This window comes from Bacillus sp. BS98 (genome assembly GCF_008432245.1).
GTDB lineage: Bacteria > Bacillota > Bacilli > Bacillales > Bacillaceae_G > Bacillus_A > Bacillus_A toyonensis.
Window position 1 is genome coordinate 273,180 of sequence record NZ_CP043832.1, and the last position, 16,472, is coordinate 289,651.

13 protein-coding genes are annotated in these 16,472 nt (G+C 31.2%); 10 read left to right on the top strand and 3 right to left on the bottom strand.

Going from position 1 to position 16,472, the window contains the following annotated elements; genetic code table 11:
• The first annotated feature begins 67 nt into the window (after window positions 1-67).
• From rocF to F0362_RS29935, 7 genes are all read left to right on the top strand, one after another.
• Window positions 68-976, top strand: coding sequence for an arginase (gene rocF, locus F0362_RS29905; RefSeq protein ID WP_001036990.1), 909 nt, complete (start codon window positions 68-70; stop codon window positions 974-976).
• Window positions 977-1,080: 104 nt separating this feature from the next.
• Complete coding sequence (locus tag F0362_RS29910; RefSeq protein ID WP_098010130.1) at window positions 1,081-2,370, top strand: lysine N(6)-hydroxylase/L-ornithine N(5)-oxygenase family protein; 1,290 nt, start codon at window positions 1,081-1,083, stop codon at window positions 2,368-2,370.
• A 16-nt stretch (window positions 2,371-2,386) separates the two neighbouring features.
• The gene (locus F0362_RS29915; RefSeq protein ID WP_000546770.1) at window positions 2,387-4,402 is read left to right on the top strand and encodes a class I tRNA ligase family protein; all 2,016 of its coding nucleotides are present in this window, start codon (window positions 2,387-2,389) and stop codon (window positions 4,400-4,402) included.
• Window positions 4,403-4,468: 66 nt separating this feature from the next.
• On the top strand, window positions 4,469-5,377 hold the full coding sequence (locus F0362_RS29920; protein WP_000659945.1) for a branched-chain amino acid ABC transporter substrate-binding protein: 909 nt from the start codon (window positions 4,469-4,471) through the stop codon (window positions 5,375-5,377).
• Between the two features lie 10 nt (window positions 5,378-5,387).
• On the top strand, window positions 5,388-6,416 hold the full coding sequence (locus F0362_RS29925; protein ID WP_098010131.1) for an NAD(P)/FAD-dependent oxidoreductase: 1,029 nt from the start codon (window positions 5,388-5,390) through the stop codon (window positions 6,414-6,416).
• A 14-nt stretch (window positions 6,417-6,430) separates the two neighbouring features.
• A complete protein-coding gene (locus F0362_RS29930; protein WP_001061014.1) occupies window positions 6,431-6,886 on the top strand; it encodes a GNAT family N-acetyltransferase in 456 nt (151 codons plus the stop codon).
• Window positions 6,887-7,030: 144 nt separating this feature from the next.
• A complete protein-coding gene (locus F0362_RS29935) occupies window positions 7,031-8,248 on the top strand; it encodes an MFS transporter (protein WP_001122312.1) in 1,218 nt (405 codons plus the stop codon).
• A gap of 552 nt (window positions 8,249-8,800) precedes the next feature.
• Here the strand turns inward: F0362_RS29935 and F0362_RS31195 are convergent.
• From F0362_RS31195 to tnpB, 3 genes are all read right to left on the bottom strand, one after another.
• The gene (locus tag F0362_RS31195; protein WP_000479686.1) at window positions 8,801-9,004 is read right to left on the bottom strand and encodes a hypothetical protein; all 204 of its coding nucleotides are present in this window, start codon (window positions 9,002-9,004) and stop codon (window positions 8,801-8,803) included.
• Window positions 9,005-9,390: 386 nt separating this feature from the next.
• On the bottom strand, window positions 9,391-9,720 hold the full coding sequence (locus F0362_RS29945) for an Lrp/AsnC family transcriptional regulator (protein WP_149890208.1): 330 nt from the start codon (window positions 9,718-9,720) through the stop codon (window positions 9,391-9,393).
• Between the two features lie 1,702 nt (window positions 9,721-11,422).
• Window positions 11,423-12,544 (bottom strand): IS200/IS605 family element RNA-guided endonuclease TnpB, encoded by a 1,122-nt coding sequence (gene tnpB / locus F0362_RS29955; protein ID WP_149890209.1) that lies wholly within the window; start codon window positions 12,542-12,544, stop codon window positions 11,423-11,425.
• Between the two features lie 567 nt (window positions 12,545-13,111).
• On the opposite strand from tnpB, the gene F0362_RS29960 reads away from it, so the two are divergent.
• The 3 genes from F0362_RS29960 to F0362_RS29970 all read left to right on the top strand — a co-directional run bounded on the left by F0362_RS29960 (window position 13,112) and on the right by F0362_RS29970 (window position 16,269).
• Window positions 13,112-13,318, top strand: a complete 207-nt coding sequence (locus F0362_RS29960; RefSeq protein WP_000581809.1) for a hypothetical protein — start codon at window positions 13,112-13,114, stop codon at window positions 13,316-13,318.
• Between the two features lie 642 nt (window positions 13,319-13,960).
• Window positions 13,961-15,565 (top strand): sensor histidine kinase, encoded by a 1,605-nt coding sequence (locus F0362_RS29965; RefSeq protein ID WP_098009422.1) that lies wholly within the window; start codon window positions 13,961-13,963, stop codon window positions 15,563-15,565.
• Window positions 15,562-16,269, top strand: coding sequence for a response regulator (locus F0362_RS29970; RefSeq protein ID WP_000598686.1), 708 nt, complete (start codon window positions 15,562-15,564; stop codon window positions 16,267-16,269). Before F0362_RS29965 ends, F0362_RS29970 begins: the two co-directional genes overlap by 4 nt.
• Window positions 16,270-16,472: the final 203 nt, after the last annotated feature.

Consider the following 16,472-nt stretch of genomic DNA (forward strand, 5'->3'; position numbering starts at 1 on the left):
TTAATAGTATCAATTTAAAACCTAGTAATCCTATATGTATTCTCATGGAAATGGAGTGGAAAATATTATGAATAAAAAAGTATCTATTTTGGGAGCACCTACTTACTTCGGAGCTAGTATAGGAGGGGTTGACCTTGGACCATATGTTGTAAGATATGGCGGTATGTCGAAACAATTAACTGAAATCGGAATTGATTTTGTTGATCTAGGAGACATTTCTCTTCCTTCAACCAATAATAAAAATTATGGAATTGTCAAACAAGAGTTTTCAAATGAAGTAATTGATATATGTAAAAATATTGCTTCGACAGTTGAGAACGAATTAGATGAAGGGCATTTCCCATTAGTTTTAGGTGGAGATCATAGTATTGCAATTGGTACTGTTACTGGAATTCTTAGAAAAATACCACGATTGGGAGTAATCTGGTTTGATGCTCATGGGGATGCAAATACATTTGAAACATCGATTTCTGGTAATATTCATGGGATGTCTTTAGCAATTCTCTTAGGATACGGTAACGAAAAATTTAAAGATTTTCTAGAGAAAGAAACTAAAATTGATCCAAAGAATATCGTACAAATAGGAATTCGTGATTTAGACCCGGGGGAAGAAGAGTTTCTCAAAAATTTAGGAGTAACAATTTTTACAGCAGAAGATGTGAAAAAACAAGGAATAAAAAGTATTATGGAAAAGGCAATTAAGATTCTCAATAATAATACAGATGCAGTTCATCTAACATTTGATTTAGATGCATTAGATCCTGAATTTGCTCCTGGAGGAGGATTGGCAGTTCCACATGGTTTAAGTTTAGATGATACAAAAGAGGCAATTGATATGCTAAGAAATAATACAAACTTAGTAGCTGCAGAGTTCACGGAAATAAACCCTATATTAGACAAGGATAATATTACTGTCAACACAACAATTGAACTTATCACTGAACTTTTAAGTAAGAAAGTTACTATGTCTAAATAAAACTTTTTCTGGAATTATTTTTAAAAATATAAAAAAAATATAAAAAAACTATAAAAAATAAAATTATATACGAGAATTTAAAAAAAACGAAAAGGACGAGTCAAATGAATAATAAAATATATGACGTTATTGGAATTGGATTTGGGCCAGCGAACCTAGCTTTAGCAACTGCTATTGAAGAAGAAAATAATTCAATGGAAAGAATTTTTCTGGAAGAAAAAACGCACTATCAATGGCATCCGGGGATGCTTTTAGATAATACAAATATTCAAATTTCATTTTTGAAAGACCTTGTAACTCTAAAAAATCCTAAAAGTAAATTCTCCTTTTTAAATTATCTACATGAAAATGAAAGACTAAGCGATTTTATTAATCTCTCAGAGTTTTATCCGTCACGACTTGAATACAATGATTATATGTCTTGGGTTGCTTCTCAATTAGAAGAACATGTTTATTATAGTCGAACAGTAATTTCAGTAGACCCTATTGTGTCTGAAGATTCTGTCGAATTGTTAGAAGTTATTGTGCAAAATACAAAAACTAATCAATTAGAGAGCTATATTACTAAAAATATTGTTTTGGCTACGGGTGGAACACCAAGAACGCCAATAAATATTGAAATGAATAATAGTAGAGTATTTCATTCAAGTCAATTTAAAAACAAAATTAATAACTTTAAACAAAATGATGCTCATAAGTTTTTAGTTGTAGGATCTGGACAAAGTTCAGCTGAATTATTTTTCCATTTAATCAATAATTATCCGAAATCAGATATTACGGCAACGATGAGACCTTTCTCATATAAAGCTGTAAATGAAAGTAAGCTTGTTAATCGTATATTTGACGCTAATATGATTGACTTTATTTATTCTTTACCAGAAAAAAATCGAGATGCTTTATTAAAACACCACAGTGATACTAATTATGCAGCTGCGGATGGAAGTTTAATAAGCCAAATTAATAAAGCTTTATATAACCAAAAATTTCATGGAGAAGATCGTTTTAGAATAAAGCCATTTTTAGAATTAACGGAGATAGAAACACTGTCTGATAAAGCGGTTGTTTATTACAAAGACATAGTTAAACATACAGAAGTTGTTATTGAAGCTGATGCTGTAATTCTTGCTACTGGGTACGAAAGTAAAAAGAACCATCCTTTATTAAAAAATCTTAACTCGTACATTTCAGATAATATTGAAGTTTCCCGAAATTATCGTTTAGAAACAACGGATAAATTTAAACCTGGTATTTATTTGCAGGGTGTAAATGAAAGCACTCATGGACTGAGTGACACTTTATTATCTAATTTATCTATTCGGTCAAATGAAATTTTAAAAACCGTACAAGAAAATAATTCATTAACAGAAGAAAAAACTAAAAACGTGGTTTCATAATATAGGGGGTCTAAAGATGCATATTGAAAAGATAAATCCACAGATTTTCACAAATGAATATGATATTATGTGTCAACGATTATTTCCGCATTCTAATAAATTATATGATTCACCATTTGGTGCAATGTGGGGAATCATAGAACCTGGAGAAATTTCTAAAATTCATGGACATCATGAAGTTGAAACTTTTATTATCTTTAAGGGTGAAGGAATAGTTAAAGTGGGTAAAAAAGAAGAACCTGTTACGCAAGGGGACGCCATCTTTATTCCACCATTTGAAGAACATAGTTTGAAAAATACATCAGATGAAAATTTGATATTCTTCACCATATGGTGGGAAAATGCTTTTAGTAAAAAAAATAGCAAGAAGTTAGATTCAGGTAAAAAGAAATATTTAATAACGGCCACACCACCAACGCCTAATGGTGATTTACATGTGGGGCACCTATCTGGTCCATATACAGGAGCTGACATTTTAACTAGATATTTAAAACTTAAAGGAAATGAAGTCTTTTATATGAGTGGGGCGGATGATCATCAAAGCTATGTGCCGTTTAAGGCGGGACAATTAGAAAAATCTCCTAGAGAAACGGCAGATCATTTTGCTAATGAAATTGAAAAAACATTAAGGCTAGCAGAAATTAATCCGGATATTTTTGTAAAACCTCATTTTTCAACATTCCATATTGAGTTTGTCAAAGAGTTTTTTGAAAAACTTTGGAATGAAGGTAAATTAGTAGAAAAAGAAGTCGACATTCTATTCTGTAAGCAATGCGATAAGCACCTTTATGAAGCTTATGTGAGAGGTAATTGTCCACATTGTGATGAATTATCAGATGGCAACGCTTGTGAAAAATGTGGTAGACCTAATTTGTGTATAGATTTATTAAACCCAACTTGTAAATGTTGTGGCAGCGAACCAGAGAAATCTAAAATTAAACAACTATTTTTCCCATTAAGTAATTATAAAACACAATTAAAACAGTACTACAAAGAATTAAAAATAGGACCACATCTAACGGCATTATGTGAGAGAATGCTAGATGAGGATTTGCCTGATATTCCTATTTCACATGTATCTGATTGGGGAATTCCAGTTCCGGTAGAAGGATATGAAAATCAAACTATATATGTATGGTTTGAAATGGCACCTGGATATTTATCTGCAACAAACGAATTAATTCAGGATAAAAACCTTTCGTATACGTTAAGGGATTTTTGGAAGAATCAAGATACGACGATCATTAATTTCTTTGGATATGATAATGGTTATTTCCATTCAGTGCTTTTCCCAGCTATTTGGCTAGCATATAGTGAAGATATAACTCTTCCTAAAACAATGATAACAAATGAATTTTATCAACTAGAGGGTCTTAAGTTTTCAACAAGCAGGGGACATGCTGTATGGGGCAAAGAATTATTAGAAAATGCTTCACATGATGTTGTAAGGTATTATTTATCTTATAGTAGACCGGAAACAGTTGAAACAAACTTTACTATGGAAGAATTTAATCATATTGTAGATACGAATTTAAACCAAGAATGGGAATCATGGTTACATGATTTAAAATGCAAGTTAGAAGCAGAGTTTCCAAATGGTGCTCCAGAATTAGAGACACTATCAGGTAATTATTTAATGTATTATCAACATGTAAATCGAATTATGAATGAAATTATGAATGCATATGAACCAAATACATTTTCACCGCAAAAGGTAGTTAGATTATTAAACGAATTAGTGAGAATTGCTAAAAAATTCTCGGCAGGAGAAGAATTTTTAACGGTATTAAAGAATAATCAACAAAGAAGAAATACTGCTATTGCACTAGAATTATATACTGCAAAAATTTTAGCAATATTTTCTAGCCCAATCATGCCTACATTTGGTAAAATGCTATGGGGGGATTTGGGATTTAATGTTGACATGCAGTTGGATGAGGAAGTAAGCTTTTTGCCTGCTGGACAGAAAGTGGATCTTCAAGAGAATTATTTTTCAAAAACAAACGACAGTTTTTATCTTCAGAATATTTGATAATATGAGGAGGTAGTACGTACCTCCTCATATTTCCTAATAAAAAATATATAGGGAGCTCAAATTATGAAAGAGAAAATAAAAATTGGAGTAGTAGGCCCCTTTTCAGGTCCTAGGTCTGTATACGGACAAATGTTAATTGAGGGTGTAAATCGTGCGAAGCTAAATTATGCTGATAACATCGAATGGGTTTATCAAGATGATAAAGGAGATCCAAATACCATCAAAGATATTTCTAAAAAAATGATTGAATCAGGGGTTGTTGCTGTAATTGGCCACTTTAATAGTGCATGTGCTTTAAAAGCAATACCGTTTTATTCCAAGGCGAAAATTCCATTCTTAGTTCCTGCATCAACTAATTTAGAAGTTACGCTTAATAGCGAGGAATTAGTATTTAGGTTTTGTTCTAATGATTTGGTACAAGCTGAAACCGTTATTAATTTTTTGAAAACTAAAGATATTCAAACGATTACGGCAGTTTCCGATGAAACATTTTACGGGAAAAGCCTAGCAGATTTACTGTATCAAAGTGCAAATTCTTTATTTAAAGAAGTTACTAGAATTGAAGATTTTAATAGTGAAAATAATAAGCATAGCGATGCAATATTCTTTGCTGGGACACACTTTAACTCCGCAACTTATCTAAGGGAACTAAGGATGAGAGGGTATAAAGGAATTTTTATAGCTTCAGATGATTCTTATGTAGATGAATTTATAGAATTAGCCCAAGATTATTCTAACGATGCTTTTACCATAAAAGCAAAAGAGGATTATGTAGAAACATCATTTCTTGCAGCTTCGTATCTATTAGAATGTATTGAATCTAATGTAGAAAACTTAATTAATGAGTTAGCAACAGGAAATTCTACAATTAAATTTTCAAGCAATGGAGATCGTTTAGGAGCTTCATGGATAATTGCACAAGTTATTGATAAATCTTTTGTTGAGGTGAATTATCATAAAACATTCAGCTGATGTAGTTATTATTGGCGGCGGCATTATTGGTGCAGCTATACAGTATTATTTAACCAAGCAAAATATTACAAATACAATTTTATTAGAGAAAAATTCCTTTAGTAGTGGATCAACAGGCCAATCCGGAGGTTTTATAAGGGTCTATCATAATGATCCGTATCTAACTGAAATAGCAAAAGAAGGAATAAATGATTTTTTTAGTATTAGTGAAGAGGTTAAATTTAAGCAGACTGGAATGTTATATATTGAAAATGAAACACAGCATATAAAAATGGAAAAGCAAATTGGAGAACTTGAAAAATCTGGGCATAAAATTAGTATCCTTTCACCTGAAGTATTAAAGAAAGAATTTAAATTTATAAATTTTCCTAAAAACAGCTGTGTGGCTTACGAGGAACAAGCAGGGTACATTAGCCCATCGTTAGCCACGAATACATGGATTGAAACATCTAGAACTAAAGGTGCATTAGCTTGTGAAGGAATCGAAGTGAATGAAATTCTAATGGATAATAACTGTGTTGTAGGTGTTAAAACCTCCTATGGGACTATACATTGTAAACATGTTGTTGTTGCAGCTGGAGCCTGGAGTGGAAATATATTAGATACTATAGGCATTAAAATTCCAGTAAGAAGTAAAATTATTCAAATTCATTTCTTTGATGGAATAGGACAAACAGACCATCCAATTTTTATAGATGATAGTACTGGATTATATGGCAGACCTGATAATCTAGGTACTTCTCTAGTAGGATATCCAGTAGATAAGTATGATATTGATCCGGACAAAAAAATGTCAATTGACCCAAATGACTTTGAAAAAATGCTTCAAAATTCAAAAAAAAGATTGCCATATCTAAATAAAAAATTATTTATAGGTGGAAGAAGAAGCTTTGATGCATATACATCAGATAATCGAGGAATGATAGAACAATTTCCACAAGCACAAGGCTTAATCGTTGCAACTGGCTGGAGTGGTGGTGGAGTAAAGCTGGCTCCTGGTATTGGTAAGAGAATAGCGAAAATGATTACTGGAGTATAAGGGGAGAAAAGACTATGAACAATCTCGAGAATATTGAAATTTTTGAAGCGACCTATGATGATAGAGAGACTGTTATCAATTTAATTAGAATGTATATGGAATTCTATGAAAAACCTGTGCATGAAAAAAGTTCTTTAGATACATTAGTAAATACGATAATAAAAAATAAAGATTTGGGATTATTCTACGTTTGTACGGTTAATAAAGAGCCAGTAGGATTTGCTACTTTATATACCACTTTCAGTACGTTAAGTATGGGAAGAGCAATGATTTTAAATGATTTATTTGTTATCCCTGATTATAGAAAATTGGGTGTTGGGGATATGTTATTTAATACTTGTAAAAAGTACGTCCAAGACAATAATTATGCATATATGGAATGGGTTACCGCAAAAGATAATATAGTTGCCCAAAATTTCTATAAAAAACAAAAAGCAAATAAGAGTGATTGGATTGTTTACAGTATTTAAATAGCAATCTAATAGTATTTAGGGCGGATATAACAGAATATTTTCAATGTGCAATTTTGTTATGTATTTTCCAAATCCCTTTCTTTAAACAAGTTAAAACAAATTTAAGGTCAAACAACCGATATAAGAAAGAAGGAATGTATAATGCCAATTCAATTTATATTTATAGTACTATTGGCGCTGACTCTTTGTGGGGAAGGTATGTTAACAGTAACTCTAACCTGGACAATTTTGGATAAAGGGGGATCAGTTACTCATTTAGGAATTATATTAACATTAATGAGTTTGCTACCATTCTTTATGCAAAAATATTCGAAAAGTCTTAAGATGTGGTTAACAAAAAGTCCATTGTTAATTTTCTCTGGTGTCCGTTGTATCGGTATTATTCTGATTATAATAAGTCTTTTAAATAGTGAGCACATTAATGTTTTTACTTTATATATTTTTGCAGGTGTTTTTTCTATTATTTTATTTTTATCTACGCAAAGCTTGGAAACTTATATGTCTCAAATGGTATTATCAGGAGAAATTCCAGCAGGAAAGGCTTCAAATATGTTACAAACTGCAATACAAATTGGAGCATTTGGTGGGAACGCAATAGCAGGATTTATGATGAATGTAGGTGGATTTAATAATGTACTTTATGGTTTAGCATTCTCTTTAGGTATTGGGGTATTTTTACCTCTTCTAATGCCGCTATTAAAAAGTAAAGATGTTCAGCAAAATAAAAAACCTGTATCAAATCATATTGAAAAAATAAATCCAATAGATAATTCAAAAATATTATGGATTACAATTACTGGTATTGCTGTTTTAACAATACAACTTGCATCATTTAATTTTTTAGTACCAATTTTATTTCACGATGTATATCGTTGGGATCCTATGCAGTATGGATTTGTTAGTGCTGCAGCAGGTTTAGGGGCTTTATTAGCTACACTTGTTGGGAAATTTGAAAAATTTATTCCAAGGTCAATTTTTCTATTAATTGCTGTTTTTGATATTACTTTAGGATTAGTACATTCCTGGTATTTAGCAATTGCCGTTTCATTTATGCTTGGTTTTGTTTTTAATCGTTCACGTATCAATCAAAGAACTGTCATGTTTGACTTTATTAAAACAAAAGAAGAAACGGTTATTTGGTCAAGTCGATCTACACTAGCATTCCAGTTTACCAAAGCCGCTTTACCTTTATCATTAGCATTACCTATTCAATGGATTGGGATTATGAATGCAGGCCATCTGTTTGGAGTGATAGGTACGGTTGTTGCTGCTACTATGATGGTAATTTATCTTAACGAACTAAATCATAGAAAAAAAATAGAAGTTTTACAACAAGAAGTTGCTCCAAAATCATTTTAATAGCAGCGCATTAAATGAAAAGAATAGCTAATGAAGTAAATTTTATAACGTCGAAACAACGTATAAATAACTATGTAGAAATGAGTACTGTATTATACAGTACTCATTTCTTTTAGTTCGCCTTTAATTATAATTAAAATAGCCAATATCATCTCCTAATCCCAATTCAAATAAGCAATTAAATTTCAACTACTCTATTGATAGATTTCTCAAGTGAAACAATATCCATATTAATTCTTTATATAGATATGAGAGTATTAGTTACATTTTACTATGCATTTTGTGTAGTAATGTATTTATATTATGTTTTAGAGTTGTGTCACTTTACCTAAAAGTTTGCCGCAATTGGAAGCATAAACTTGCCGTGAATGCTGTTTGTTTGTAATAAAGTTTGATCAAAAACATGCTACAAACGTTGATTTTATAATAGATTCTTTTCCAGTAGATTTAAGATTGGTTTTTATAAAAATGGTTGATTAAAATTACACATGTTAACCTTGCTATGTGATTCTCTGATTAATAAAACGCAAAAAAATTTGGGAATAGTAACATCTATACACTACCATTATCCTTTTTTTTATAGAAATGGTTCGAATTCTCGACAATAATCCATCCTATAGTTATTAATGTTATAGAAAATAATCTAAGACCCAATCTATACATATAATCTAAATCTTTAAGATAAAAGAAAGATAATATCCCTATAACAGCACCAATTATCCCAATAATCAAACCTTTATATTTTTGTAAAAACATATAGTTACCCCTTTCATGTAAACAAAATATTCCATATTTAAACAATACTAAATTATGGAATGTTTTTAAAGGATTAAAACGTTTTTATATTCAGTTTATATATCATGTTTCTTTTTATTAATAAAAATATCCCTATAGATAAGTAAACCCAAAGGGATAAAACGATCAACTTTATTATAATCGGTACGAATTTATTTCAAAGCCACAGGAAGCATAAGTTTGCCGTAAACAAAAAGAACCATAAGCTTGCCGTTTTGGAAAACTTATGGTTCATATCACAAGTTGTGACTTAAACTTAATTTATATTGTCAAAAAACTACACCCAAATTGTTAGGAGTGTAGTTTTTAGTTATGGTGTTTATTATTAGGAAAATTCGCTTATAACCTTAATTCTCTGTCAAATCATAATTAGTATTTGTTTTAAATATTATAAGATTAGATACTATTTGAGCTACAGAAATATAATTATCAACAAATTCTTCTAATTCTCTCAAATCGGCTATTATGATTTTAGCAATAAAGTCAGTCTTTCCTGTAACTCTATAACAAAATTCAATATTTGTTTCAAGCTGTATACAATCTATAAATTCCTGGAATTGTCCTTCTTTTACTTTTAATTCTAATATTGCTTGTAAAGAATTTGTGGTTGTTTCTTTATTGCTATTTTCCGTTCCAATCATGTTAGTGGATTTAGTTTGAATAACGGTATTTTTCATTTGATAAAAAATCCTTTCAAATTAGTTTCAAATAGAAAAAATATAACCTTTTTCCATTACAGGTGAAATGGTAAGTCGAAGTAGGGTTTAGTATTATAAAGGTATTCAGATATAGATATAAAATATTATATGGTAAAAAATTTTAAAAGGAGGAATTTATATTATGAAAAAAGCATCGGATGATCAAAAGTTATTGAGTATCTATTTTCAACAAATTGTAAAAGCAATTATACTCATGAAATAGTATAACATTCTATCTTTCATTAAGAAGTATATTATTGAAAAAATTTAATAGATCTTGGTAATTATAATAGTTTTCCAAACGCTAAAGAGCAATTTCGTAAAACTGAAAATATTGAGAAATAAGAAAAGTCAGTCACTTGATATTGGATTTATTACGCGAAATGTTATAATACATATATAAGCATTATTTAAAAAAGCAACTCGAACCCCAATCCGAGTTGCTTTTTTATTATCTGCTTAATTATAAAATAACAACTAATTGAGTTGTTATTTTATAATATGTGATTGTTTGAAAATTGAATTTTTATATGCAATATTGCATATAAAAGCCTTTGTTTAACATGTTATAATTTTGTTAGTAAATTATTCATCCATTAATTTACTGCTATTCATATCAACAGATATGAAAACCCTAAATTTATAAATAAAAAGAGAAGAACTATGGTGGGTTCTTCTCTTTTTATTTATAATTATTTATTACTTTTAAAAAAGTCTATAGAATCTCAGTCATTTTAAAAAAGGTAGATTTTTATGAGTGAAGTGTCTGTATAAAATAACATATGTCTATCTAGTTGAAAAATATTATCTTATTAGTGAGAAAATTAAGAAGGACCTGATGTATTAAATCAGGTCCTTCAATTAAAGCACTAGAAAACAAACTGTCACCATTATAATAGCAATAAAAGGAATTTAATTCAATATGTTAAATGTTGAGAAATAAACGATAATAATTCCATTGTATCGTAAATAAAAGAGTACTTACTTCTCGTAAGTATTGCCACAATAGTTAAAGTAATCATACCAGCAATAATTAGACGCCTGTGAATCAGCATCACTATTTAAATTATTACCAGAGAGTAATTTATTTAGTTAGAAGAAAAAGGAAGGGTCCTATTTGACTCCTTCCTTTTTCTCATACATACATACATAACGCTTGTTGACAACTTATGAAATAATAGCATTCATCGCTATTAAAATATAACACTAAAAGCATTTTAATAGATATGTAATTATGCATACATCGTGCTATTTCATGAATGGGAACAAAACTATTTATCTCTTTTGGGTTGGAAACAAATAGATTTAGGTATAATTAGCTAATCATTGATTGCTAATTATACCTTATTTCTACGTATCTGAAACAAATTATTTTACTGGATTGCATGTTAAAGAGGGTAAGGGCTTTATGAAAGGTAGATTGTTCCTCAGTTTCTTGTTCATGATTTTACTAAGAGGATGCATAGGAAAAGAAGTTAGGTTATATACGATTCCAAAAGGGGTATTAGTCAGTGCACCCAAAGACACGCTCCGTTTACGGTTTCCTATCCTACTAAATTATCATTCTAAGTAGATTCCTTCTCTTTCAAACAATTCATTCCATTGATTGAACTACCCCCACTTTCACTTCGTTTAGAAGAGGGGGATTCCTAAGTAAAGAGTTCTATCGAACTCTAATTTATTAGGCTATCTCCGCAGTCCTTGCGGTTAGAAGCCTTATCGCTTCATTCTTTAGATTGATACTTGCGTTAATATCCCTATCATGGTGTGTACGACAAGAAGGGCAGTCCCATTTACGTAGGTTTAGATTTTTAACGTCTTTGTTTTGATATCCACAACAAGAACATAATTGGCTGGAAGCAAATATTTTCGATACGACAATGACTTGTTTGCCGTACCATTTTGCTTTGTATTCCAACATGGTTCGAAACTGTGACCATGATACCTCACTAATTGCTTTTGCTAACTTATGATTCTTTAACATATTCGATACTTGCAAATCCTCTATACCAATAACATCGTGGTTTTTGATGATTTCAGTTGAGATTTTGTCCAAGTAATCTTTTCTAGCATTTGCCATATATTCATGAATTCTAGCTACCTTTACTCGCTGTTTATTCCAGCGAGTAGATCCTTTTATTCTTCTAGAAAGAACACGCTGTGCTTTTGCCAACTTTTCTTCTAATGATCGAAAAAACTTCGGATTTTTATAGATTGTTCCATCTGACAAAATGGCGAAATCTTTTAGTCCCACATCCATTCCAATGGAAGATTGTGTTTTCGGAAGTTCTTGTACTTCTGTTTCAACTAACAGGGACACAAAGTATCTGCCAGAAGGATTGCGTCTAACTGTAGCATTTACAATACGTCCCTTTACTTTGCGACTCTTGGCAAATCGAACAAGACCTAGTTTCGGCAACTTTATCTTTTTTCCTACAATGGCAATGTTTTCATTTGTTTGTTTTGTGGTGTAAGATTGTACGTTGTTTTTCTTAGATTTGAAACGCGGGGCACTAGTTTGTTTTTTGAAAAAGCGTGTATAAGCATCCGCAAGGTTGCGAACAGATGACTGAATCGCAATACTATCCACTTCTTTGAGCCAAACAAACTCTTTCTTCATGGCAGGAAGTTTGGCAGAGCATGTACCATATGCCAGACCTTTTCCTGTTTCTCTGTATGCATTATCCCATAGAGATAGGAAGTGATTGAATACAAAACGAGAACAGCCAATCGTTTTATTGATTAGGGTCGCTTGTGCTTTATTTGGATAGATACGAAATTTATATGCTTTATTGATCATCATTCGGTTCACCCCCATTTGGATATGTGTCTATTATACAACAAACGTACATTCGATAGGTAGTAAAGTAACAGTTTATGTATGTCGAACAATTAAGATGGCTTCCTGCCATCCTTTGTTCGAAGCCAATTCATCTCCCACCTACTCACTTCGCGTTCCTTGAGGAAGGAGTTTTCTTGGCTAAAATGATAAAGTTAATTCCGCCATACGTATCGCGTGGCATGGTAAAGGGGAGCGCATATATCGGTGCAATCATTGAAAAAGTCAGGAAAAAATAATTGTGTTCTTAGTGAGATGTAACAATGATTTTTTTAAAAGTTATTGCATATATTTTATTAATTGACACTCCCACCCCTAAAGGGACCAGCTGACTAACATCAGTGGGATTCTTGCACGTCAGCGAAGTCCATTTCTGGTATCGCTGACGTGCAAGATTGCGGTGTGCTATCACCTAACCAAGAAAAATCTTATATGTATCAAAGTGTGTACCTATCTTCAAAAATTATAATTGTAAACAACAAATAAGAACGATCTGTGAGAAAACTTAGGGAAAAAAGGAGTGGAGAAATCTTGATACATCAATATGAATTGAATTTTTCAGTGATGTATAGTGGTAAAGTATCAAGCTCACAATCTACGGTGATTCCAGCAAGTTCTTTAGAGGAAGCAAATGAAAAATTACTATCAGAAGTAAAGCGGCGATTAGGGGATTGTAGTATAGAAATTAATTCAAAAAGTTTATATGTTTCAGAAGATAGCCGATATACCATTGAATAAGATAAAAAAGTTCCCTAGAAAGGGAGCTTTTTTTATCAATTTCACATGTAATTTTAAAAATATATATAGATTTATTTATGAGTTATTTGTATAGTTTAATTGTCTGTTATTTTTTTAAATTCATTTTTTTGAGTGCTCCAGAAATGGAGCCTTTTTTATGCAATAATCCACTTTCCTTAGGTTATTAAGTAGATCCATATGTGCTTTACTTTCTCTAATTAAGGAATCCGTCATATGTTCATCAACTTAATATTTTGAGATATTCCCAAAATCAAAAAAGAAAACTTTATAACTCTACAGTTATTTATGAGGATTCAACTCATCTTTTGTATTTTAGGGAGGAGTGTATTTTTTAGCTTGATGGCAATGCGATAGATTAACTTTTATGAGTAATTTAGAAGTATTTTGTGAGAAGTATAAGTTGACTAACATAACCATCTTATACTCCTTGCTACAAAAGAAATGACAATATTAAATTTCTCTTATTTTTTATTATGGAATAAATTTTGCAGCTAATCAAAACTTAGAAGAAACGATAGAAAAAATCCAAAAAATAATGAGTAAATTTAAAGTATCATAACAGCTTACTCATTTTATATTTACCAAAGATCGCGTAGAAGAATTAGAGGAGTCAATGAAGAGATGAAAAAAAGGAAAAAACTATTGGACTTATGGAAAACAATCACATTATTAGTGTGTACAGTTGTAATGTTTTCTTTACTTGTGACAGATATATTAATTAGTCATAATGTAGAACGGGCAACGGAAGATAGCCAAGCAGAGAAAGCAAAAACGATTGCACGTATTGTGGCGAATGATTCAGTTGTAATCGATGGCTTAACAGGAAAAGCAGATACTTCCGCAATCCAAACGTATACAAATAGGCTATTAAAAAACACAGATGTTCAATTTATTGTCGTTATGGACATGGGCGGAATAAGAAAGTCTCATCCAGATCCAAAGAAAATAGGTTATCATTTTATTGGAGGAGATGAGGGACCTGCATTGAAGGGACAGGAACATGTTTCACTTGCAGAAGGAACTTTAGGGATTTCTATGCGAGTATTCGTACCTATTTTTGCTGAAACAGGTGAGCAACTTGGTGCGGTCGCTGTTGGTATTTCAGCTGATAATGTGAAAGAGAGTGTGAAAAAAAGTAGACATATTATTTATATCGGTGTTGGAGTAGGAATATTAGTTGGTATTATAGGGGCGATATTGCTAGCTAGACATATAAAGAAAAGTTTATTTGGTCTTGAGCCACATAGGATAGCGAAAATCCTTGAAGAAAGAAATGCGATGTTACTTTCGGTGAAGGAGGGTATTATTGCTGTAGATAAAGATGCCAATGTAACTTTAATAAATAACGAAGCAAAACGAATATTAAAGAAAGGTGGACTCACGGGAGATATTATTGGTAAAAATCTTGAAATGTATACGCCGAATTCACGTATAAAAGAAGTGTTGCAAACGGGAGATGTACAATTAAACGAAGAACAAAATATTTACGGCATTACGATTGTGACGAATCGTGTTCCTTTATATGTAAAAGGAGAAATAGTTGGCGCGATTGCAACATTTCGTGATAAAACAGAGATTAGACAATTAGCAGAAGAACTAACTGGTATTAAGCTATATGCGGAAGCATTACGGGCACAATCTCATGAGTTTATGAATAAAATGCATGTCGTTTTAGGCCTTACACATATGAAACAGTATGAAGAATTGCAGAAATATGTAAGTCGTATGGTATCAGAGCATCAATATGAAATTGGTGGTGTTATGAAAAGAATTAAAAGTCCAGTATTTGCTGGTTTTTTACTAGGTAAACTTAGCTATGCTAGGGAGAAAAATATAAAGTTAATTATAAGTGAAGAATCGGACTTACCAGATATATATGATGATTGTATCATTCATGAACTTATTACGATTGTTGGAAATTTAATCAATAATGCATTTGACGCAGTAATGAATTGTGAGAAAAAACAAGTTGAAGTTGGAATACAACATGGAGATGCCTTAATGATAACAGTACAAGATACAGGCAGTGGAATACCAGAAGATATGCTGGATAAATTATTTACAAAAGGTTATTCCACAAAGGGAGATAATCGCGGTTATGGCTTATATCTTGTAAAGGAAAGTACACAGCAAATAAATGGGGAGATTTATATTTATTCATCGTTAGGAGAGGGAACTAAGATAACAATTGAAATACCTAATAGTAGGGATGAGGGGCAAATATGATTAAAGTTTTAATTGTAGAAGATGATCCGATGGTAGCAATGTTAAATACACATTATTTAGAACAAGTAGGAGGGTTTGAACTTGTTCAAGCAGTTAACTCAGTAAAATCGGCGATAGAAGTATTAGAGAAATCGCGAGTAGATTTAGTCTTACTTGATATTTTTATGCCTGAAGAGACTGGATTTGAGCTTTTAATGTATATTCGAAATCAAGAAAAAGAAATCGATATTATAATGATTTCAGCTGTACATGATATGGGGAGTATTAAAAAAGCATTACATTATGGCGTAGTAGATTATTTAATTAAACCATTTACATTTGAACGATTTAAAGAGGCATTAGCTATATATCGAGAAAAGCTTACTTTCATGACAGAACAACAAAAAATTAGTCAATCGGAATTAGATTCGTTAATTTTACAAAAGGAAAAAAGAGAGCCTATTGTCACTAAAGAGCTTCCAAAAGGATTAACGAAACAAACGTTACAATTAATTTGGGAGAAAATAGAGTCACTGAATGGACGGACGTTTACAACAGATGAAATGGCACAATTAGTAGGGATTTCAAGAGTTTCTATTCGAAAGTATGTCATGTTTTTGACTGAAATAGGAATATTAGAGAATAAAATGGTGTATCAGCATGTGGGAAGGCCGGTGAGTAAATTGAGATGCATTGACCAAAATAAAATAAGTTTTTACGTATAAGCGACTTATGATAAGTCGCTTATATTTTTTTAATTTCTTGTTGAGTGATGTAAGACTACTTATTTAGTAAGATAAGAAAATTGTCGAAAAAAAGATATAATTGTCAAATTATATTGCAGTAAGACTTGTTCGATGTTAAATTCTTATTAATAAGAAAAAAGGAAATGGGTTCGTTTCATTCTCATACCCTATATTTTGTAATT